This is a genomic window from Sutcliffiella tianshenii, assembly GCF_016908565.1.
GTDB classification, from domain to species: domain Bacteria; phylum Bacillota; class Bacilli; order Bacillales; family Bacillaceae_I; genus Sutcliffiella_A; species Sutcliffiella_A tianshenii.
This window is the reverse complement of the sequence record NZ_JAFBED010000005.1, coordinates 120581-140560: the sequence shown is the minus strand read 5'-3', so window position 1 is coordinate 140560 and position 19980 is coordinate 120581. Positions and strand designations below refer to the sequence as shown.

19 protein-coding genes are annotated in these 19980 nt (G+C 46.2%); 14 read left to right on the top strand and 5 right to left on the bottom strand.

The genetic code is table 11. The features are described 5' to 3' along the window. Nucleotides 1-31 precede the first annotated feature (31 nt). A complete protein-coding gene (locus tag JOC95_RS12615; protein ID WP_204416753.1) occupies nt 32-1042 on the top strand; it encodes a substrate-binding domain-containing protein in 1011 nt (336 codons plus the stop codon). A gap of 55 nt (nt 1043-1097) precedes the next feature. On the opposite strand, the gene JOC95_RS12610 is transcribed toward JOC95_RS12615, so the two are convergent. From JOC95_RS12610 to yhfH, 3 genes are all read right to left on the bottom strand, one after another. Continuing rightward, nucleotides 1098-1976 carry a PIG-L deacetylase family protein gene (locus JOC95_RS12610; RefSeq protein ID WP_204416751.1) on the bottom strand — a complete coding sequence of 293 codons (879 nt, stop codon included), beginning with the start codon at nt 1974-1976 and terminating at the stop codon, nt 1098-1100. Nucleotides 1977-2161: 185 nt separating this feature from the next. Further along, entirely contained in the window at nt 2162-3904 is a 1743-nt protein-coding gene (locus JOC95_RS12605; RefSeq protein ID WP_204416749.1) for an ABC transporter ATP-binding protein, read from the bottom strand. 110 nt (nt 3905-4014) lie between these two features. Then, nucleotides 4015-4149 (bottom strand): protein YhfH, encoded by a 135-nt coding sequence (gene yhfH / locus JOC95_RS12600; protein ID WP_204416747.1) that lies wholly within the window; start codon nt 4147-4149, stop codon nt 4015-4017. 152 nt (nt 4150-4301) lie between these two features. On the opposite strand from yhfH, the gene JOC95_RS12595 reads away from it, so the two are divergent. The 10 genes from JOC95_RS12595 (at nt 4302) to aceA (ending at nt 15182) form a co-directional block, all read left to right on the top strand. Further along, a complete protein-coding gene (locus JOC95_RS12595; protein ID WP_204416745.1) occupies nt 4302-5042 on the top strand; it encodes an MBL fold metallo-hydrolase in 741 nt (246 codons plus the stop codon). Nucleotides 5043-5045: 3 nt separating this feature from the next. After that, on the top strand, nt 5046-6032 hold the full coding sequence (locus tag JOC95_RS12590; RefSeq protein WP_204417289.1) for a lipoate--protein ligase: 987 nt from the start codon (nt 5046-5048) through the stop codon (nt 6030-6032). Nucleotides 6033-6208: 176 nt separating this feature from the next. After that, nucleotides 6209-7759 (top strand): fatty acid--CoA ligase family protein, encoded by a 1551-nt coding sequence (locus JOC95_RS12585; protein ID WP_204416743.1) that lies wholly within the window; start codon nt 6209-6211, stop codon nt 7757-7759. Nucleotides 7760-7838: 79 nt separating this feature from the next. Further along, nucleotides 7839-8618, top strand: a complete 780-nt coding sequence (locus JOC95_RS12580; RefSeq protein WP_204416741.1) for an enoyl-CoA hydratase-related protein — start codon at nt 7839-7841, stop codon at nt 8616-8618. A gap of 452 nt (nt 8619-9070) precedes the next feature. After that, nucleotides 9071-9799 (top strand): AzlC family ABC transporter permease, encoded by a 729-nt coding sequence (locus JOC95_RS12575; protein WP_204416739.1) that lies wholly within the window; start codon nt 9071-9073, stop codon nt 9797-9799. Continuing rightward, nucleotides 9792-10100 carry an AzlD domain-containing protein gene (locus JOC95_RS12570; protein ID WP_204416737.1) on the top strand — a complete coding sequence of 103 codons (309 nt, stop codon included), beginning with the start codon at nt 9792-9794 and terminating at the stop codon, nt 10098-10100. The genes JOC95_RS12575 and JOC95_RS12570 overlap by 8 nt, the downstream gene beginning before the upstream one ends. A 2-nt stretch (nt 10101-10102) precedes the next feature. Further along, a complete protein-coding gene (locus tag JOC95_RS12565; RefSeq protein ID WP_204416735.1) occupies nt 10103-10546 on the top strand; it encodes a hypothetical protein in 444 nt (147 codons plus the stop codon). 84 nt (nt 10547-10630) lie between these two features. Further along, nucleotides 10631-11893 (top strand): M48 family metallopeptidase, encoded by a 1263-nt coding sequence (locus tag JOC95_RS12560; protein WP_204416733.1) that lies wholly within the window; start codon nt 10631-10633, stop codon nt 11891-11893. A 387-nt stretch (nt 11894-12280) separates the two neighbouring features. Then, on the top strand, nt 12281-13876 hold the full coding sequence (gene aceB / locus JOC95_RS12555) for a malate synthase A (RefSeq protein ID WP_204416731.1): 1596 nt from the start codon (nt 12281-12283) through the stop codon (nt 13874-13876). Nucleotides 13877-13907: 31 nt separating this feature from the next. Further along, entirely contained in the window at nt 13908-15182 is a 1275-nt protein-coding gene (gene aceA / locus JOC95_RS12550) for an isocitrate lyase (protein WP_204416729.1), read from the top strand. A 61-nt stretch (nt 15183-15243) separates the two neighbouring features. Here the strand turns inward: aceA and JOC95_RS12545 are convergent, their stop codons facing one another. Further along, nucleotides 15244-15489 (bottom strand): IDEAL domain-containing protein, encoded by a 246-nt coding sequence (locus tag JOC95_RS12545; protein WP_204416727.1) that lies wholly within the window; start codon nt 15487-15489, stop codon nt 15244-15246. A gap of 201 nt (nt 15490-15690) precedes the next feature. On the opposite strand from JOC95_RS12545, the gene JOC95_RS12540 reads away from it, so the two are divergent. Both JOC95_RS12540 and JOC95_RS12535 read left to right on the top strand, forming a co-directional pair. Beyond that, nucleotides 15691-16242, top strand: coding sequence for a competence protein ComK (locus tag JOC95_RS12540; RefSeq protein ID WP_204416725.1), 552 nt, complete (start codon nt 15691-15693; stop codon nt 16240-16242). A 125-nt stretch (nt 16243-16367) separates the two neighbouring features. Further along, nucleotides 16368-17090, top strand: coding sequence for a DUF421 domain-containing protein (locus JOC95_RS12535; RefSeq protein ID WP_338083094.1), 723 nt, complete (start codon nt 16368-16370; stop codon nt 17088-17090). On the opposite strand, the gene JOC95_RS12530 is transcribed toward JOC95_RS12535, so the two are convergent. Continuing rightward, nucleotides 17077-17454, bottom strand: a complete 378-nt coding sequence (locus tag JOC95_RS12530; RefSeq protein WP_204416721.1) for a YhjD family protein — start codon at nt 17452-17454, stop codon at nt 17077-17079. The genes JOC95_RS12535 and JOC95_RS12530 overlap by 14 nt on opposite strands. A gap of 189 nt (nt 17455-17643) precedes the next feature. On the opposite strand from JOC95_RS12530, the gene JOC95_RS12525 reads away from it, so the two are divergent. Further along, nucleotides 17644-19635: a S9 family peptidase gene (locus JOC95_RS12525; protein ID WP_204416719.1), complete on the top strand. Its 1992-nt coding sequence runs from the start codon at nt 17644-17646 to the stop codon at nt 19633-19635. The last annotated feature ends 345 nt before the right edge of the window (nt 19636-19980 follow it).

Here is a 19980-nt window from a genome sequence, read left to right as displayed (position 1 = left end):
CATATTAAATTCTAGTTAGGTGGGGAGACTCGTGGCAACAATAGAAGATGTAGCAAGACTAGCAGGGTTATCGAGAACGACTGTTTCCCGTGTCATCAATAACCACCCGTATGTGTCGGAGAAGAAGCGAGTGCTTGTCATGAATGCGATGAGTGAGCTTGGGTATGTCCCGAACTCCTCTGCAAGAAGTTTACGCAGTCAAAAGACAGAGATGATTGCCCTCTTGATCCCGCGGGTCATGAATCCATTTTTCAGTGAACTGATTGAAAGAATGGAAATGGCAGCGGCGGAGAACGGCTATCAGCTTATCATCTGTCAGACGAAATATTCCAAGAAAAAGGAATTGGATTACCTGAACCTGCTGAAAACCAGGCAGGTCGACGGCATCATCCTATCCTCGATCCAGAACGATTGGAATGTGATCGAACCTTTCCTTGAATATGGTCCGATCGTTTTATGCAATGAGTTTGAAGAAGGTGCCCAAGTACCATCCGTCCGCCTTGATCAGACATATGGGGGATACATTTCCACCAAGCATCTGCTCGAGCTTGGTCACCGCAAGATTGCCTACTGTACCGGGGGATACAAAAGCAATGTGGCGCAATGCCGTGAAGCTGGCTTCCGTAAGGCGCTGGCGGAATTCAATGTACCATTTCAAGAAGAGTTCACCTTTGGGGACGCCTTCACCATCGAGGACGGCCGCAGAATTCTTCGTGATATGCTCACACTGAAAGAAAAGCCGACCGCCGTCTTCACAGGCGGGGATGAAGTGGCTGCCGGCATCATTACAGAAGCAAAGCGACATGGAGTAAAGATTCCGGAGGACCTCGCAGTTGTAGGATTCGACAACCAGGCAATCACCGAGCTCGTCGAACCGTCCATCACAACCGTCAACCAGCCGATCGAGGACATGGCGCGCAAAGCCTTCCAGGTCATGATGGAAAAAGTCCGCTCCAAACGCTTCCGCCACAAAGAAATATACGAATACGATCTCGAACTCATCGTTCGGGAATCAACGGTCAAACAAGGGGTTTACGTATAGAATAGAACACGAAAAAGCGCACTGTGGGGATGGTGCGCTTTTTTGTGTTTAGTATCTAATCCAACTCCACCTCGGCAAAATATTCACGATCGAAAATCCGATAATAAATCCAGTAAGGGAGTTTATCATGTAATGGCTGGACATCTCCGGTAACCTCCCATTGTGTTTTATGGGCTTTAACTACGGAGATCTTTTCTCTTGCTTCAGATGCCATTTTTATTGCCACTGTTGGTTGAGGCAGACCGTCTTTTGGATCTGTGGGATATCTTTCCTGGAAGGTTTTTGAAATTTTCAAAGCAGTATCAATCATAGGTTGTGGAAGTGTCATTTGATAAAAACGCTCTACGCCATAGGACTCTTCTAGTAATATCTCTTTTACAAGTTTCCCTGTAAGAAGATGATCCGCATGTCCATATAGCCCAACAGTATCATCGAATGTAATAACTGTAGATGGCTTTGTTTGCCTAATGATATCTGTAATACTTTTCTTTATTGCTGCCTGATCTGCTTCAACTAATCCACCATCAGGATAATCAAGTATTTCAAGGTGTTCCACATTCAATATTTCCGCTACTTTCTTTGTTTCTTTTTCACGTTCGGCGCCTAATTCATCTTGCGAAACAATACCGCCTGTAGGTCCAGCTTCCCCCTTAGTTAGGTATAAAAGTGTGATATTTACTCCTTCATCTGCAAGTTTGTGCAAAGTCCCGGCAGCCATGATCTCATCGTCAGGATGAGCAAAAATGGCCAATAGATTCTTTGATTCTCCTGAAGCCACTAAAGTATTCTTAACGGGTACCGTTTTATCATTGATGTAGGCATTTAAGGAATAAGTCCCTATTGCAGAAAGAAGTAGTAGAAATAAGATAAGAATTCCTGAAACCTTCAATAAAATACTCTTTTTGGAGCCTTTTCTTAATACTGTCTGAGCCATTCCGATTCCCCCGTAAATAATTATGTTCTATATATCTTTTTTTACAATATATCGAATTTTTTGAAAGTACAACTATGTTTTAATAAAATCCCTTATTTTGTTTGTCCATAAACTCATAGAGATATCACTTTTCAATAAAAAAAGGACCAGCCTCTATAAAAGCCAGTCCTAAATGGGTAATATTTTTAAGCAAGCTGCACCTCCGCAAACTCCCGGTATAAGCCGTGGCTCCGAATCAGTTCCTGATGCGTCCCCACACCAGTCACCCTTCCTTTTTCAATAAAAACGATCTTATCTGCATGCACAATGGTCGACAATCGATGGGCGATCACAAAGGTGGTGCGGCCTTCCATCAGTCTCGTGAGTGCCTGCTGCACGATTGCTTCGGATTGGCTGTCGAGACTTGCGGTCGCTTCGTCCATCATAAGTATCTTCGGGTCTCGGAGGAAAGCGCGGGCGATGGCGATTCGCTGGCGCTGACCACCAGAGAGCATGACCCCACGCTCACCGACCTCGGTGTCCAAGCCTTTTGGAAACTCGGCAATGAACTGGTCCGCATAGGCCATCTTTGCCACTTCCCATAAGCGATCATCAGGGATATCTGAAGCATCACTCAATCCGTACGTCAGATTGTCGCGGATTTTCCCGGCCATCATGGGACTGTCCTGGGAAACATAGCCGATCTGGCTTCTCCAGGATTCCATGGAAAGGTCATGGATTGGTGTGTCGCCGACAAGGATTTCCCCGGAAGTAGGTTCATAGAATCGTTCCAGCAGCCCGAACATCGTTGATTTCCCTCCGCCGCTTGGACCAGCGAAGGCCACCATGGTGCCCGGTTCGGCTTCAAAGGTAACATGATTTAAAATCGGCTCGTCCTCATTATAGGAAAACGAGATTCCCTCAACGCGTACAGGCAAGTCCGTAATGTCTATATCCAATCCTTCCTGTCCCTCTTCCACTTCCAGATTCAAAATATCGATGATCCGTTCAGTGGCACCTTTGGCTTTTTGAAGCTGGGTAAAGAACATCGTGAAGGAGGTGATGGGATAGATGATCTGGAAAAGATAGAGCAGGAACGCGACAAGCGCACCGGTTGTCATGGAACCCTCTGCCACCCGGATCCCGCCATACCCGATGATGACAACGATGACAGCCATGATGATCAGATACATCAAAGGGCCGATCATGGCAAAAATTCGGGATTCCTTTAAACCAAAGGTCAAAAGCCTTCCAATTCCATCAATCCCTTTCGCAGCTTCAGCCTTTTCCGCGTTGGAGGCCTTCATCAAGCGGATCTCGCTCAGTGTCTGTTGAATGCTGCCGGTGAAATTGGCCGTTTCATCCTGAAGTCCACGGGAGATGGATGCCATTTTCCTGCCGAGGGGAATCATGATAATAGTGGTGACTGGAACAGAAATAAGCATAAGAAGGGTCATCTTCCAGTCCATGATGAGCAAGATGATGATTGCGCCTATTATGGAAATGATTCCTGTAATGAACTGAGGGAAATGCTGTGAAATCAAGTCCTTGACTATCCCGGTATCATTGACGACCCTGCTGACCGATTCCCCGCTTTTCTGCTTGTCATAATAGCTGACAGGCAGGCGGATCAGCTTGTGCCACATCATTTCCCGTAGTCGTGAAACGATTTTCTGCCCCACATATGCAAGAAGATAAGTGGAAAAGCCGTCAATCACCGCCTGAACAATAAAGACGACTCCGATCGTTACGATGAGCCAGATGCTGAGGGAGTCTACTGAAAACCCGTCAACCAGCTGCTTGGTCAGCAAAGGGATGGCGAGACCGACAAAAGTGGTCAATATGCTGCCGATCAATCCGAGAGTCAGTGCCAGCTTCGGGATGTTAGTGGAAAGGATCAAGTCCACAAATGGTTTGAAGCTGGGTTTTTCTTCATGGTTTTCTTTCATAATATGTACTCCTTTGGTTTTCAATTGCCTTCTATTTTAGTTCTACCATAACAGGAGTGTTTTTTCCAAAATAAAACAGGGTACCCATCGGATACCCTGTTGGTAGTTTGCTATTTTAATTGGTTGGACATGCATTCGTTGCAATGGTTGCCGTAGCACTCGTGCTGTTCATCCATTGTTTTTTTGCATTCTACGCATTTTTTAGGTGGTAAGGTTTTGAAAAATTCTGTACTTTTAATCAACATGTTATCACCCTCCGTTTTGTTATTTAATGTTATTGTATTATAACAGAACTTGTCCTGTCAACAGCTGTTTTAATACAAACTGTAAAATAGGAAAATGGGTGTGGGTATGGTATTCTTATTTTGAAAAGTAACAGGTAAAGGGTGATGTGGCGTTGAAGCTTACGGTTGTAGGGTATTGGGGCGGATATCCGGCTGCAAATAGTGCAACAAGCGGGTATTTAGTCGAGCATGATGGTTTTCGTTTACTGATTGATTGCGGAAGCGGTGTATTAGCACAGCTCCAGAATTACATAGAAGTCACAGAGCTTGATGCTGTCATCCTGTCGCATTATCATCATGATCATGTGGCAGACATCGGGCCGCTGCAGTTTGCAAGACTTATTTCCTTCTATATGGGCAAATCGGTGACACAGCTGCCGATCTATGGACATCAGGAGGATATGCAGGGATTTGCCTCTTTGGATCATAAAGAGTATACAAAGGGTGTGGCGTACGATCCCGCGCAGATTCTTCAGGTTGGGCCTTTTTCCATCGAGTTCTTGAAGACGGCGCATCCGGTTCCATGCTATGCGATGAAGGTCACGACCGATGAGGGCTCTTTTGTCTATACAGCAGATACAAGCTATCAGGAATCTTTCGTGCCTTTTACAAAGGATGCGGACCTTTTGATCTGCGAGTGCAATCTGTATGCCCATCAGAATGGACAGGCTGCAGGTCATATGAACAGCCATGATGCTGCAAAGGTGGCAAGGGATTCCGGTGTGCAAAAGCTGTTGCTTACGCATCTGCCACATTTCGGAAACATCGAGCAGCTGGTGGAGGAGGCTTCATCCATCTATAAGGGTGAAATCACACTGGCACATAAAGGATATACATGGGAGAGTGGAAAATAAATGATGCTTTTTATTGATAATAAGGGAATTACCGATCCAAGGATCAACCTGGCAATCGAGGAGTACGCACTGAAAAATCTTGATATCGAGGATACCTATCTATTGTTCTACATCAACGAGCCTTCCATCATCATCGGGAAGAATCAGAACAGTGTGGAAGAGATTAATACGAAATATGTCGAGGACAATGGCATCCATGTCGTCCGTCGCCTATCCGGCGGGGGAGCGGTTTATCATGACCATGGGAACCTGAATTTCAGTTTCATTACAAAGGATGACGGAGAGAGCTTCCACAATTTCAAAAAGTTCACCGCGCCTGTCGTGGAAGCGTTGAAGAGCCTTGGCGTTGATGCGGAAATGAGCGGACGCAATGATATCCTTGCAGAGGGCCGCAAAATCTCCGGGAATGCACAGTTTTCCACAAAGGGTCGCATGTTCAGCCATGGGACATTATTATTCGATTCCGAGATCGAGCATGTTGTTTCTGCACTCAATGTGAAAAAGGATAAAATCGAATCGAAGGGAATCAAGTCGATCCGGAGCCGTGTGGCGAATATCAAGGAATTCCTGAAAGAGGACATCACCATCGAGCAGTTCCGCCAGCTTCTTCTGGAGGCGATTTTCAAGACGAAGGATATTCCGGAGTATGAACTGACGGAAGAGGATTGGAAGAACATCCATGAGCTATCGAAGGAACGCTATCAGAATTGGGACTGGAACTATGGAAAATCACCAAAGTTCAATCTGCAGCATTCGCACAGATTCCCAGTCGGACAGATTGATATCCGCCTTGATGTGACAAAGGGGAAAATCGAAAACTGTAAAATTTACGGAGACTTCTTTGGTGTCGGGGATGTCAGTGAAATCGAAGAGCTGCTGATTGGCGTCAAATATGAGAAAGCTGAAATAGCCCAAGCGATCGAAACAGTAGATGTGAAACATTATTTCGGGAATATAACACGTGAAGAATTGCTTGATCTAATATACTAATTTTGGGAACGTGGGGCAGTGGGCTTCACGTTCTTTTCTATAGTGAAATATCTTATCTGAATATTTTAATTTTATAGACATAATTTAATGACAGAACTCTAGCAATCTACTATAATTGTTAGTGGGAGATAAATGAATGGTCATTCATTCAATAAATAGCAAGGGGAGATGAAACAATGAATATTTCGTCACAACTAGCACTTACGGCTAAAACGAACCCGATGAAAGAGGCGTATGTTTTTGAAGGGGATTCCAAAACATATGCGGAATTGAATGCTGCAATCAATGCCTTCGCTTCAGGACTTGAAGCAATGGGCATCAAAAAGGGGGACCACATTGCACTTGTGGTAGGGAACTCCCCGTATTTTATTGTCGGCTTATACGGTGCCGCACGCCTAGGCGCAACGGTCGTTCCGATCAATCCCATCTACACACCAGATGAACTGAGCTACATTTTAAGAGACGGCGATGTAAAAGCTGTCATCACCTTAGACCTTCTTGTTCCACTATTTGAAAAGCTTCACCATTACTTACCAGATACAGAAACCTACATCATTTGCGAAACACCGGATGGAAAGGAAAAAGCGAAGAACTTCCCGGTTGAACAGCTTTCCCTTTTCCCTAAAATGAAATCGTTTACAAGCATCATGGCAAATGGAAGCTTCATGTATGAAGGCCCTGAATTGCAGGATGACGATGTGGCAGTGATCCTTTACACGTCCGGAACTACCGGAAAACCTAAGGGTGCGATGCTGACACATAAGAATCTGTACCGCAATGCCAAGGACTCTGCGGACTTTTTGAAAATGAATGACAGTGACAAGGTCGTGGCAACCTTGCCGATGTTCCATGTCTTCTGTTTGACAGTGGCGCTGAATGCCCCGTTGATGAATGGAGCAACCGTGATCATCGTGCCAAGGTTCAGCCCGCAGGCCATCTTTGAAACGGTGAAAAAATACGAAGCAACCGTGTTTGCCGGTGTGCCGACGATGTACAACTTCCTCTTGCAATCCCAGGGCGATGTGGAGGACCTGAAATCACTGCGACTTTGCATCAGTGGCGGTGCTTCCATGCCTGTTGCCCTCTTGCAGAACTTTGAAAAGAAATACCAGGTCATCATCTCTGAAGGCTATGGCCTTTCCGAAGCATCACCTGTTACATGCTTCAACCCGTTGGATAAGCCAAGAAAACCAGGTTCAATCGGTACGACGATCGTGAACGTAGAGAACAAGGTCGTAAACGAACTTGCGGAAGAGGTTGCTCCTGGTGAAGTGGGAGAGCTTGTGGTACGCGGACCGAATGTCATGAAGGGCTATTACAAGATGCCGGAAGAAACAGCACACGCCATCCGAGATAACTGGCTCTACACCGGTGACCTTGCAACAATGGATGACGAAGGCTATTTCTACATCGTCGACCGCAAAAAGGACATGATTATTGTTGGCGGCTACAATGTGTACCCTCGTGAAGTCGAGGAAGTGCTTTACAGCCATGAAAATGTGGTGGAAGTGGCAGTCGTTGGGGTGCCTGACCCCGAGCTCGGTGAAGCGGTAAAGTGTTTCGTCGTGACAGATCAACCGGTGGCACAAGTGGAGCTGCTCGCTTATTGTGCAGAACGCTTGGCGAAGTATAAGGTGCCAAGTTCCATTGAGTTCTTGGAGGAGCTGCCAAAGAATACGACCGGGAAGATCCTCAGAAGGGCTTTGAAAGAAAAGCTGGGAGTATAAGAGGATATTTCGACTCCTTAGAGAATCTATAAAAATAGCGAATTTTGTAACCGCTAACAATCTCGGGGAGGGAACAGACATGAATTTTATACAGGTGGAAGTCAAGGATCATATTGCGACTGTCACGCTTAATCGCCCAGATGCGATGAACGCGTTTAATTACGATATGCTGGTTGAGCTTGGCCTTGTGGCGGAAGAGCTGCGTACGAATGCGGAGGTGCGGGTTGTCGTTGTGACGGCAGCCGGTGAAAAGGCGTTCAGTGTCGGTGCTGATCTGAAGGAAAGAAGAGGCCTGACAGAGCAGCAGGTACGACGAAATGTGTATAAGATCGGGGATGTGTTCAACCGCATCGCCGACCTGCCGCAGCCGACGATTGCCGCGATCAACGGCTATGCATTCGGAGGCGGGATGGAGCTTCTTCTGGCATGTGATTTCCGTGTCACGGCACGCGACGTGAAAATGGGACTGACAGAAACGAGCCTTGCCATCATCCCGGGTGCAGGAGGGACGCAGCGTCTTCCGAGAATCATAGGGGAAGCAAAGGCGATGGAGCTGATCCTGACGGCAAGACGCTTCACAGGGATCGAGGCGAACGGCTTCGGACTGATCACGAGACTTGTGGATGAAAGCTCCCAAGTACTGGATGTTGCCATGGAGCTTGCCCATGAAATGCTGAAAAATGGTCCAATTGCACTTCAACAGGCCAAGTTTGCCATCAGGCAAGGGATGGGTGTCGATATGCAGACAGGCTTGCAGATCGAGCGCAAAGCCTATGAAGTGATCATTCCGACTGAAGACAGGGTGGAAGCATTGGTGGCGTTCGGGGAGAAACGGGCACCGGAGTTTAAAGGGAAATAAGAGAAAGAAGCTGTCCAAAAGTCTGCTGACTTTCGGGCAGCTCTTTTTGTGTAAAAACGAGATAGGTAGAAAAGCCGATTGATTAGTAGAATTATGATGTGGTTTGGTAGAATAAATAGCTTGTTTGCTAGAAAAGTCTAAGGTTTGATAGAAAAAAATGAATGAATTGATAGAATCCCACTTTCTTGGAAGAAAAAATTGAAGTCTTTTCAGGACATTCTAACAGATTTCTTCATCATTCTAACAGAAGGACTAAACATTCTAACACGAATCATCAACATTCTAACAACTGTGCTTAACATTCTAACACTATACAAAATCATTCTAACAATTTTCATTCTAATCTGTATCATAGAAAGAATATTACGTTTTTCGAAATACTCTTTACAATCCCTCCTGACAATTAGTATATTTATAGATAACAAAATTGACAGGTATAGGGGAAATGCACTGTGGCAACGACTATTGCAACGAGAAACAGTTCATCCTTCCGGAACGGGCTGCAGGCGGGTGTCAGCATCGCGATCGGGTATGTCCCGATTGCGATCACATTTGGCCTGCTGGCAAAATCGGCAGGGCTGACAGTAACAGAAACGGTGATGATGAGTCTCCTTGTTTTTGCAGGAGCGGCTCAGTATATGAGCCTGAACATGATCGTACTTGGCTCGGGGGTGTTTGAGATTGTCATGACCACGTTCATCCTGAACATCCGCCATTTTCTGATGAGTGCTTCACTGAACGAAAAGGTGGAGGAGGAGAAGCTTTGGAAGAAGTCGCTCTATTCATTCGGCATTACCGATGAAACCTTTTCTGTTGCAGCGACAAAGGAAGGAACAATCAGGACAGGTTATATGTTCGGGGTGATCTTCATCTCCTATTCAAGCTGGGTCGTAAGCTCCGGAATCGGCCATGCCATAGGAAGCAGCCTGCCTGATTCCCTGCAGGAAAGCATGGCGGTGGCTCTCTATGCCATGTTTGTCGGCTTGCTTGTCCCATCCTTTAAAAAGCATCGCAAAGTGGTTGTACTGGCAGGCATTGCTGCGATGTTGAATACTGTATTCACTTTGGTCCTCGGAATTGCACCGGGCTGGTCCATCGTGCTGGCCACTCTCGTCAGTGCAGTTGGAGTCGAAATAACATTCCGTAATGTTGTAGAAGAGGGGGAGAAGAGCCATGAATAATACGATCATCATAATGATTCTCGGCATGGCGGTTGTCACCTATCTGCCGCGCCTTATCCCATTTGTCATGTTTCAGGGCAAGGAGCTTCCTCCTTTTGTACAGGCGGTATTGAAAAATGTCCCGTATGCAACACTTGGGGCACTGATCGTACCGGGGATTTTTCTCATCAATGAGGATATCATGTATGGGGTGATCGGCGGTGCGGTGGCCTTGGTTGTTGCCTATTTTGGGGCGAATGTGATCTTGGTTGTCATCAGTGCGATTGCCGCTCTGAGTGTATATTCATGGGTGGTGGGTTGAAAATGCCGGGAAAGAATAATAAGACAGTTTTAAATTCTGTGCTGATTGTCGGGGATACTTTACTCCACTTCTATTTTTTTCTCCTTCAATTGGTGATTCATCTTTTCTGGTATAATAATTTTTTTCTGGCTGACAATGAACAGGAGCTATCACATCTGAATTGGCAAGTAACCCTTCTATTCGTCGGCTGCGGTTTATTGGTTGCCTTGTCATTAAAATATTTCAACATCAGTGAAACATTCCAGAAATTCAAAGTGGTAATCCTTATGCTTGCTATAAGTTTTTCCCTTCTTTTTCATGTGTTGTGGACATTCCTCAACCTGACTGGTGAATTCCTGCCTAAGAATCAAATCGGACTGCAGCTTGTTCTGTTCTTCCTGACGGTTCTGCTATTTACATATGCGAACAAGAAGCGAGCGAGGCTTTTCTTGAAGAAACACACATAAGGCAATGTGTGTTTTTTTGTACAGACAGACTTATAAAATGGCAAGTTAGGCGATAGAATAGTATGGAAGTGGGGAGGTGCGTTCTTGAAAAGAATTCTTATTGGAACGATAGTCGGATACATTCTTTATGCACTTTTGATGGCCTATTATCTCTGGTTTGGCGCGGATACTTCCCTGCCGGCAGATCTGGTCGGGACGAAGGCGGACCCGAGGACGTTTCTCACGGCTGAGGAAATGCTGCTCGTGGACGAATACTCCAAGATACGCAATTTGATGTATTTCCTATCCTTGCCGTTCGATTGGGTGCTCTACTTCCTGTTAATTTTGCTTGGAGGGGCGCGGGCTATCCAGACATGGTCGGAAAAGGTGACACGGTACGCATGGCTCCAGGGCGGCATCTATGTATTCTGGCTGACGCTTTTCGTCACACTCGCAAGCTTTCCGCTAAGCTATCTCCGGTTCAGTCTTTCGAAAAGCTATGATATCACCGTCCAACCTTTTACAGGCTGGATGCGCGATCAGTTGGTCAGCTTCTGGGAAGGGATCTTCATCATGTGGCTCGTTGTGGCGGTCCTCTACTATCTGATCCGGCGCTTCGAGAAAAGGTGGTGGATGGCAGCCTGGGCGTTGTTCATTCCGTTTGTTTTCTTCCTCATGTATATCCAGCCCGTTGTCATCGATCCGTTGTACAATGACTTCACCGAGCTTCAGGACAAGGATTTGGAAGAGAAAATCCTGGGGCTTGCTGCAGAATCGGATATTGCAGCGGACAGGGTATATGAAGTGAATATGTCGGAAAAGACAAACAGCATCAATGCCTATGTAACAGGTGTTGGAGGAAATTCACGCATTGTATTATGGGACACGTTATTGACGCGCCTCAAAGAGGAGGAGATCCTCTTCATCATGGCACATGAAATGGGACACTTCGTCATGAACCATGTGGTGATCGGGATCTCAGGCTATATTGTCTTCTCCTTTTTTGCCTTCTATCTTGTTCACTGGTGTGCAGCTAGCGTAATCCGCAAGTGGGGGGAGGCTCTTAAGATCAAGCGATTGGGACAGCTCGCCTCACTGCCATTGCTGCTGCTTCTGCTATCCCTTGTGCTGTTCGTTGCAAGCCCCATCACCAATGCGGTGTCACGGCATCAGGAGCATACGGCTGATGTCTATGCCATCGAACTGACAGGTGATGCCGAGGCTGCTATCGGTGCATTCCAGGAGATAACAAGGTCCAGCCTCAGTGAAGTCCATCCGCCGGCACTCGTAAAATTCCTGAGATACACCCATCCGCCGATGGTCGACCGCATCTCCTATCTGGAAAAATACTTGAAAGAAGAGGAGTAGGGAAACCTATTGCCTCTTTTTTTGATGGCTCAATAAGGAATACTTTTGATTTTATGAATCTAGCTGTTGATTGGAGCAATAGGCGAAGACTCCTCGAAAATGCGAGCATTTTCTTCGTGCGATGTATCGCTGCCGCAGCCTTCCTTGTCCTGCGGGAGGTAGCGATTAGTGGAGACCCCACAGGCGAAGAGCCGAGGAGGCTCCACAATCGCCCCGCGGAAAGCGTAGCCTAGTGCGGAAATCAACAGCGGTGTTTGTGTGGAATTCACCTTGTCGAAAAAAATTACTAAACAAATCCAAAAAAGGGCTTTATTTTTTTGAACATTCTGTTATATAATACAATACAAATATATTAACTGTTTCATAACAAAGGAGGTTGCTAGAAGCGTGAACCTAGACACATCAGGCATTGAGGTAACAGGAGAATGGAAAAAAGGCTATGAAACTGTATTAACACAGGAAGCACTCATCTTTATTGCAAAGCTGCATGCAACATTCAATACCCGGAGAAAAGAGCTTCTTCAAGAAAGAATCCAAAAACAGAATCAACTCGATCAAGGAGCGAAATTGGATTTCCTTGAATCAACTGCATCTATCAGAAACGGGGATTGGCAAGTCGCACCAGTTCCTCATGACCTGCAGGATCGAAGAGTGGAAATTACCGGGCCTGTGGACAGGAAAATGATCATCCATGCGTTGAATTCGGGGGCAAGGGTGTTCATGGCAGACTTTGAGGATGCCACCTCACCGACCTGGTCCAATATCATGGATGGCCAGATCAATCTGAGGGACGCAAACTTAAGGGCCATTGATTTTGAGGCCGCAAACGGCAAGAGATACAAGCTTAACGATGATATAGCAACACTGCTTGTCCGCCCGAGAGGCTGGCATCTTGAAGAAAAGCACGTGCTTCTGGACAAGGAACCTGTATCGGCAAGCCTCTTCGACTTCGGACTTTATTTTTACCATAATGCAAAACAGCTTCTTGAAAACGGCAGCGGACCTTATTTTTACTTGCCGAAACTCGAGAGCCACCAAGAGGCGAGACTTTGGAATGATGTATTTGTATTCGCGCAACAGGAGCTTGGAATCCCACAGGGTACCATCAAAGCCACCGTGCTGATCGAGACGATCACGGCAGCCTTTGAGATGGATGAAATCCTTTATGAACTGCGGGAGCATGCTGCAGGATTGAACTGCGGCAGATGGGACTATATCTTCAGCTTCATCAAAAAGTTCAGACACGCCCCATCAGTCCTGCTTCCGGATAGAAGCCAGGTGACCATGGAAGTGCCATTCATGAGAGCGTATACACAACTGGTCATAAAAACCTGCCACAAACGTGGTGCTCATGCAATCGGCGGGATGGCAGCACAGATCCCGGTCAAAAACGATGAAAAGGCGAATGAACTTGCTTTTTCCAAAGTGAGGGAGGATAAGCTGCGTGAGGTGAAGGATGGCCATGACGGCACCTGGGTGGCGCATCCTGCACTGGTGCCTGTTGCCATGGAAGTATTCAATGAACATATGAAGGGGCCAAATCAGATTGATCGCAAAAGGGAAGATGTCCTTGCAAAAGCAACAGAACTCGTCAAACTGCCAGAAGGCTCCATCACGGAAGAGGGTTTACGGAAAAATATCCATGTCGGCATCGAGTATATCACCGCATGGCTCGATGGAAACGGAGCGGTACCCATCTTTAATCTGATGGAGGACGCTGCAACTGCGGAAATTTCGAGATCGCAGGTCTGGCAATGGGTACGGCATCCCGAGGCGAAATTGGAGGATGGCACCGATATTACACTTGAGCTTGTAAAAGGGATCATTCAAGAGGAAAAGGTGACCATACTGGAAAAAGTCGGGCCAAAGCGTTACACACAAGGTAAATTGGATCAGGCTGTCGTGCTGTTTGAAAACCTTATTAAAGAAGAAGAGTTTGCCGAGTTTTTAACACTTCCTGCATACAGCTTGCTCGAAGACTAATAGATTACAAGATAATGAAGGAGGAGAAAAGATGAAAAGAGAAGAGAGAATGGCAAAGTTAGAAGAAAGCTGGGAGCTTGAGTCAAGATGGAATGGGGTTGTGCGTCCATATAGTGCAGAGGACGTCCTTAGGCTTCGGGGATCCATTGATATTGAACATACATTGGCGAAAAGAGGGGCACAAAAACTTTGGGATCTGCTTACAAAGGAGGATTATGTCCATGCACTTGGTGCTCTGACAGGAAACCAGGCGATCCAGCAGGTAAAAGCGGGCTTAAAGGCCATCTATCTGAGCGGCTGGCAGGTAGCGGCGGATGCCAACCTTTCAGGAAATATGTATCCGGACCAAAGCCTGTATCCTGCCAATAGCGTTCCCCATGTGGTCAAGCGCATCAACCAGGCGCTTCAGCGTGCAGACCAGATCCAATACTTAGAAGGAAAAGAGGAAGTCGATTATTTTGCTCCGATCGTAGCGGATGCAGAAGCCGGTTTTGGCGGGCAATTGAATGTGTTTGAACTGATGAAGGGAATGATTGAATCCGGAGCGTCAGGTGTTCATTTTGAGGATCAGCTTTCTTCGGAAAAGAAATGCGGGCATTTGGGGGGCAAAGTCCTGTTACCTACCCAGACTGCAGTGAAAAATCTGATCTCTGCGCGACTGGCGTCTGACGTTATGGGAGTGCCGACGGTCTTGATTGCCAGAACCGATGCGGATGCTGCTGATTTGATTACTAGCGATGTGGACCAATATGATCATCCATTCCTGACGGGAGAACGGACTCCAGAAGGCTTCTTTAGAACTAAGGCCGGGCTTGACCAGGCGATTGCCCGCGGATTGGCCTATGCACCATATGCAGATGTAATCTGGTGCGAAACCTCGGAGCCGAATCTCGAGCAGGCAAAAGCTTTTGCAGATGCCATACATGCACAATTCCCGGGTAAACTGCTTGCCTACAATTGCTCTCCATCCTTTAACTGGAAGTCGAAATTGGATGACGAAACGATTGAGACCTTCCAGCAGCAGATCGCAGCATTCGGCTATAAGTTCCAGTTTGTGACGCTTGCAGGATTCCATGCACTGAACCACAGCATGTTTGAGCTCGCTAGGGGGTATCGTGATCGCGGGATGGGAGCATACTCGGAATTGCAACAAGCGGAGTTTGACAGTGAAAAGCACGGCTATACAGCAACACGACATCAGCGTGAAGTGGGCACAGGCTATTTCGATGAAGTGGCAAAAGTCGTCTCAGGCGGGAATTCCTCCACAACAGCCCTGACCGGTTCAACGGAAGAGGCACAATTCTAAAAGGAAAATAAAAAGAGAAGAGATCCGTTCAAGGACTCTTCTCTTTCCTATTGAAGGTGGATCAGGCGGAATCGCCCCAATCAGTCAGGAACTTTTTGTATGTGGCGCTTAAGGAATGAAACTGCTTGTGGTCTTTAGTGTCGATGGCATGGTCGATTCTTTCCTGGAGGAGATTCTTGTGGTAGTGGTAAAGCGATTCATCAATGATCATCTGGGTATAAATATTCATCATATAGGCTTCAACGGATAACTTCTTGCTCATTACTCTCGACTTCATCAATTCCGTATAAGACTTCTCATTCTTCATGAGTACCTCACCTCGAGCCTTTTTAATAGTATATTTGGGAAACCACATAAAATCAACAAAAATTAAAAATATTTAGAAAAATATAAAAAGTCTTTACTTTATGGCTTGGTTTTGTAAAAATATACATAAATAGACAAATTTCTGGTTCTTTCGCTCTATTTGGAGCCAGGGGAATCATTTTTTAGCGGAAGGGTGAATTATATGGAGAATAGTGTCACATTAGTTTCAGAGTATGAAATCAATCGCTTCACTATGGCTGTCTTGCCTATTGAGGAAGAGGGAAAAGTGTTTTCTAAGATTATGGAAGTGGAAGGGGACATATACGTAGACCTGCCTCCCCTAAAGATCATCGATGATAGCTGCCATTATTACGGATCAAGTATGGAAGGCAGAAAATCAGGAACTAAAATGGTGACTGGTGTTACGCACAAATCCCCTCTTGCAATCGACCCCATGAGTGATTTGTACTTTTTTCCTACCATGTCACCCAAAAAGCCCGAATGTACCTGGATCTCCCTTAACCATATCGAGAAGACAAGCAAAACAACCTTATCCACTACAATCGCCCACTTTACAAATAAAATGGAAATGGAATTCCAGATTTCCCTGCGTTCCTTTGAGACCCAAATGCACCGTGCAGCCCTATTGCGGACAAGGATGCTGCAAAGGGCCCAAGGAGCGGGTGTTCACCAGGATAATCGGGATTATGTGGCTTCCCCTCCAAGAACATATCGGATCATCAAAAAAAAGTAATGGCAAGCATCCTCTAATATATTGGGGGATGTTTTTTATTTTTTATGGACATTTCCATGAAAAGGCATGAATGGTGCATAGGATTTTTTATTTGAAAAATGCTAAAAAGGAAGGGAGTGACTGCTGTGGAGCTTATTGGCGATTTAATGAAGGTGATGCTGCGTATCGTGACCATAATGCCACTGATGCTGCTGGTGACTTTATTCATGGGGAAGCGCTCGATCGGTGAGCTTCCGGTCTTTGACTTTCTTGTTATATTGACGCTCGGTTCTGTGGTGGGGGCGGATATCGCGGACCCAGAAATACATCACCTCCCGACTGTAGGAGCAATCATTGGAATCGCGTTGCTCCAAAAAATCATTGCCTGGTGGAAAATAAAGAACCGGAAAGTCGGCGGGTTTTTATCCTTTGAACCCACTTTGGTGATATATGAAGGTCAGTTCCATATCCACAACATGCGGAAGATAAGCTATTCGATTGACAATGTCCTGCAGATGCTGCGTCAAAAGGATGTGTTTAGGGTCGAGGATGTGCATTTCGCCCTGGTGGAGGCAAATGGAGACATGTCGGTAAAGCTTAAGCCAGAAAAAGAAGCGATGAAAGTGGAACATAACAATGGAAGCCCAGTACGGAATGCTGTTGAGTTTCCGGTTATCATTGATGGGCTGATCCAAAAGGAAGCACTTCATTATAAAGGCTTGAATGAAGCCTGGCTGCGTGAAGAGCTTCTAAAGCAAAAAATTGCAGATGTGAAGGAAGTGTTTTATGCTGCGGTGAACGAACAGAACCGATTACACGTATGCCTGAGAACTTCCGATAAAACAGAAACACTTCCTATTTTCCACTAATCAGGCGTTCCTCTTTATGGACCAGATAAAAGAGCAGCATGTCATTGATTTTATTGCGGATCCTCGGATTAAAATAATTATGGTGCTCCTCATAGCCGTTAAAGAGAAATGCATACATCGTAAAGGCTTCATCCTGTTTTAATTTATGGAGTTTCATCTTTTGCTCTTTCATGTCCATTTTCACTTGTTTAAGCTGAAGTTGCACTTTTTTCATGACCTCGTCAATCAGGGTGAGATAGGGCTCTTTCAATTTCAATGTGCTTTCCCGGATGATGACGGTATCCCGCTCCAGGACAATCAGCAATAAGGGAAGATAGATGGCTTGCTCAAAGAGGTGTATTTGTTCTTTTGATAGTCTTGTCATAAATTAATCCTCCTGCTTTCGGAAAAAGAACATCTGTTCGTATTTATTTTATACTAATTGATAAAATTTATGCAAGCAACTTTTTAAGTTCGAATAATTTCGAGCTTTTTTTCATTTAATAAAGGGTATCTATTTCTCCTGTCGAAATAAACAGGTAAGACTGAATTCATACATAAGGGAGAGTTTCCTATGACAAAGAGAAAAATAGAAGCGAACGATTTATTTCGACTAACATCCCTGACAGATCCGCAGTGGGAGAAGCACTCCCGCAAGTTTGCCTATGTGCAGACAACAATCAGCGAAGAAGATAATGAGTATCTTTCCACCATCTATGTCGGAAGCCTGGATGGTGCGGCAAAGCCTTTCACATCGGGAAAAGGAAGAGCGACCAGTCCGAGATGGTCCCCCGATGGAAGCAGGCTGGCTTTTGTTTCCACACGAAATGAAAAAGCCCAAATCTATGTGATGCCGGTGGATGGAGGCGAAGCAGAGCAAGTTACTTTCTGTAAAAACGGTGCAGGAAGCCCTGTCTGGTCCCCGTGTGGTACGAAGCTGCTTTTCAGTACGGCTGTGGAGTCGGAGGAAGATCTGAAGGCAGGTGCCAAGACTGAGGAGAAAAAGAAAAAGCCTGAGCCGATGGTAGTGGAAAAGCTGCGTTATAAATCGGATGCAAAAGGCTTTTTGGATAAGAAAAATGACCATTTGGCTATGCTTGATCTCAAGACAAAGGAGATTACCCAGCTGACACAAGGCGACCGTGACTATGGAAGCCCAGCCTGGTCCCCGGACGGCAAGAAAGTGGCATTTGTAGCGAATCTCGAGGAAAATCCGGATGAAGTGCTTGTAACGGACGTGTACGTAATGGATCTTGAGTCAAAGGAAAAGAAAAAAGTGACGCATAGCAACGGCTTCTTTTCTACAATTACGTGGTCCCCGGACGGAGCGTTCCTTGGATTCCTGGGCCATGAAAAAGAGTTCCAGAGTGCCACGTTGACTCGTGTCTGGGTGTATCAGCTGGAAACGGAAGTGCTGCACTGCCTCACGGAAAATCTCGATATCGAAGTGGGAGATGTGGCAATCGGCGATTTTCATTCAGGCAATGTGAATCCCGGACTCATGTGGACGGAGGATAGTGACGGATTCTACTTCCTGTTGAGTGATCAAGGTGGGACGGGCATCTACTACGGTTCCATCGATGGAGCGATGTACCCTATCCATCTTCCTGGTGAGCATGTGTATGGAGTATCCATACTGACGGATTCCCATGAAGCGATCGTGGGGATCAGCAGCTCGACTGACCCTGGTGAGCTATACTACCTTGATTTCAGATCACAGAAAAGAGAGCAGCTTACACATGTGAACAAAGCGTGGAAGGAAGAAGTGGAGATCAGCGCTGCCGAGCCGATCAGCTTTAAGGCGCCGGACGGATGGGACGTGCATGGCTGGATCATGAAGCCTGCAGGTTTTGAGGAAGGAAAGAAATACCCGACTATCCTGGAAGTTCACGGCGGCCCTCATGCGATGTACGCCAACACGTATTTCCATGAGTTCCAGGTCCTCACCTCCCAAGGCTTCGTTGTCCTATTTACAAACCCGCGCGGCAGCCATGGTTATGGTCAGGAGTTTGTCGATGCGGTCCGTGGCGACTACGGCGGCAAGGACTATATCGATGTCATGAGTGCGATGGACTATGCACTGGAAACTTTCGATTTCATTGATGAGAAGAACCTGGGGATTACCGGCGGAAGCTATGGCGGCTTTATGACAAACTGGGCGGTGGCGCACACAGACCGTTTCAAGGCTGCGGTCACACAGCGCTCCATCTCCAACTGGCTCAGCTTCTATGGTGTGAGTGACATCGGTTACTATTTTTCCGAATGGGAAGTAAAAGGGAACATGGAGGACAAGGTCGAGAAGCTTTGGGACCACTCCCCGATCAAATACGTAGCGAATGTAAACACACCACTCTTGATCCTTCACGGTGAAAAAGATTACCGCTGTCCGATCGAGCAGGCGGAGCAGCTATTCATTGCATTGAAGAAGCAAGGCAAGACAACCAAGTTCGTCCGATTCCCGGATTCCAACCATGAATTGTCCAGAAGCGGCAACCCGGCACTCAGGGTCCACCGATTAAACCATATCAAGAACTGGTTTGTGGAATATTTGGAGGGTGCAGAATAGAAGGGAATTCGGATTGAAAGCACAAGGAGGGGGCCTTTCCCTGAGGTGGGGGAGGGCCCTTTTGGATTTTAGATGGGGTCGGTGCTGGGGTTGGGGTGGGCACATTGCATTGGTTGTCATTGTACGCGGGCGGGCTGTTCCTGCGGCGAATTTTGTCGGAAAGTGCGTTTTATCGATATCTGCCTCCTTTTCGTTGATATATCGAAAAACTCGTTGATAAAAAATTTTTTTCGTTGATATCTCTGTCAAATCCGTTGATATATGAATTATTTTCATCGAAAAGCGGGCTGCACCCCAAAAAACTTTAAGCTTTCTATACTGCAAACAGGAAATTGGCCTAAATCC

Excerpts from the sequence above, each read along its gene's own strand:
- JOC95_RS12610 (WP_204416751.1), bottom strand. The coding sequence starts at position 1,976 with ATGGCTCAGACAGTATTAAGAAAAGGCTCCAAAAAGAGTATTTTATTG.
- JOC95_RS12545 (WP_204416727.1), bottom strand. The coding sequence starts at position 15,489 with ATGAAGAATGAGAAGTCTTATACGGAATTGATGAAGTCGAGAGTAATG.
- JOC95_RS12580 (WP_204416741.1), top strand. The coding sequence starts at position 7,839 with ATGAATTTTATACAGGTGGAAGTCAAGGATCATATTGCGACTGTCACG.
- JOC95_RS12530 (WP_204416721.1), bottom strand. The coding sequence starts at position 17,454 with ATGACAAGACTATCAAAAGAACAAATACACCTCTTTGAGCAAGCCATC.
- yhfH (WP_204416747.1), bottom strand. The coding sequence starts at position 4,149 with ATGTTGATTAAAAGTACAGAATTTTTCAAAACCTTACCACCTAAAAAA.
- aceA (WP_204416729.1), top strand. The coding sequence starts at position 13,908 with ATGAAAAGAGAAGAGAGAATGGCAAAGTTAGAAGAAAGCTGGGAGCTT.
- JOC95_RS12605 (WP_204416749.1), bottom strand. The coding sequence starts at position 3,904 with ATGAAAGAAAACCATGAAGAAAAACCCAGCTTCAAACCATTTGTGGAC.
- JOC95_RS12525 (WP_204416719.1), top strand. The coding sequence starts at position 17,644 with ATGACAAAGAGAAAAATAGAAGCGAACGATTTATTTCGACTAACATCC.
- JOC95_RS12585 (WP_204416743.1), top strand. The coding sequence starts at position 6,209 with ATGAATATTTCGTCACAACTAGCACTTACGGCTAAAACGAACCCGATG.
- JOC95_RS12570 (WP_204416737.1), top strand. The coding sequence starts at position 9,792 with ATGAATAATACGATCATCATAATGATTCTCGGCATGGCGGTTGTCACC.
- JOC95_RS12565 (WP_204416735.1), top strand. The coding sequence starts at position 10,103 with ATGCCGGGAAAGAATAATAAGACAGTTTTAAATTCTGTGCTGATTGTC.
- JOC95_RS12540 (WP_204416725.1), top strand. The coding sequence starts at position 15,691 with ATGGAGAATAGTGTCACATTAGTTTCAGAGTATGAAATCAATCGCTTC.
- JOC95_RS12590 (WP_204417289.1), top strand. The coding sequence starts at position 5,046 with ATGCTTTTTATTGATAATAAGGGAATTACCGATCCAAGGATCAACCTG.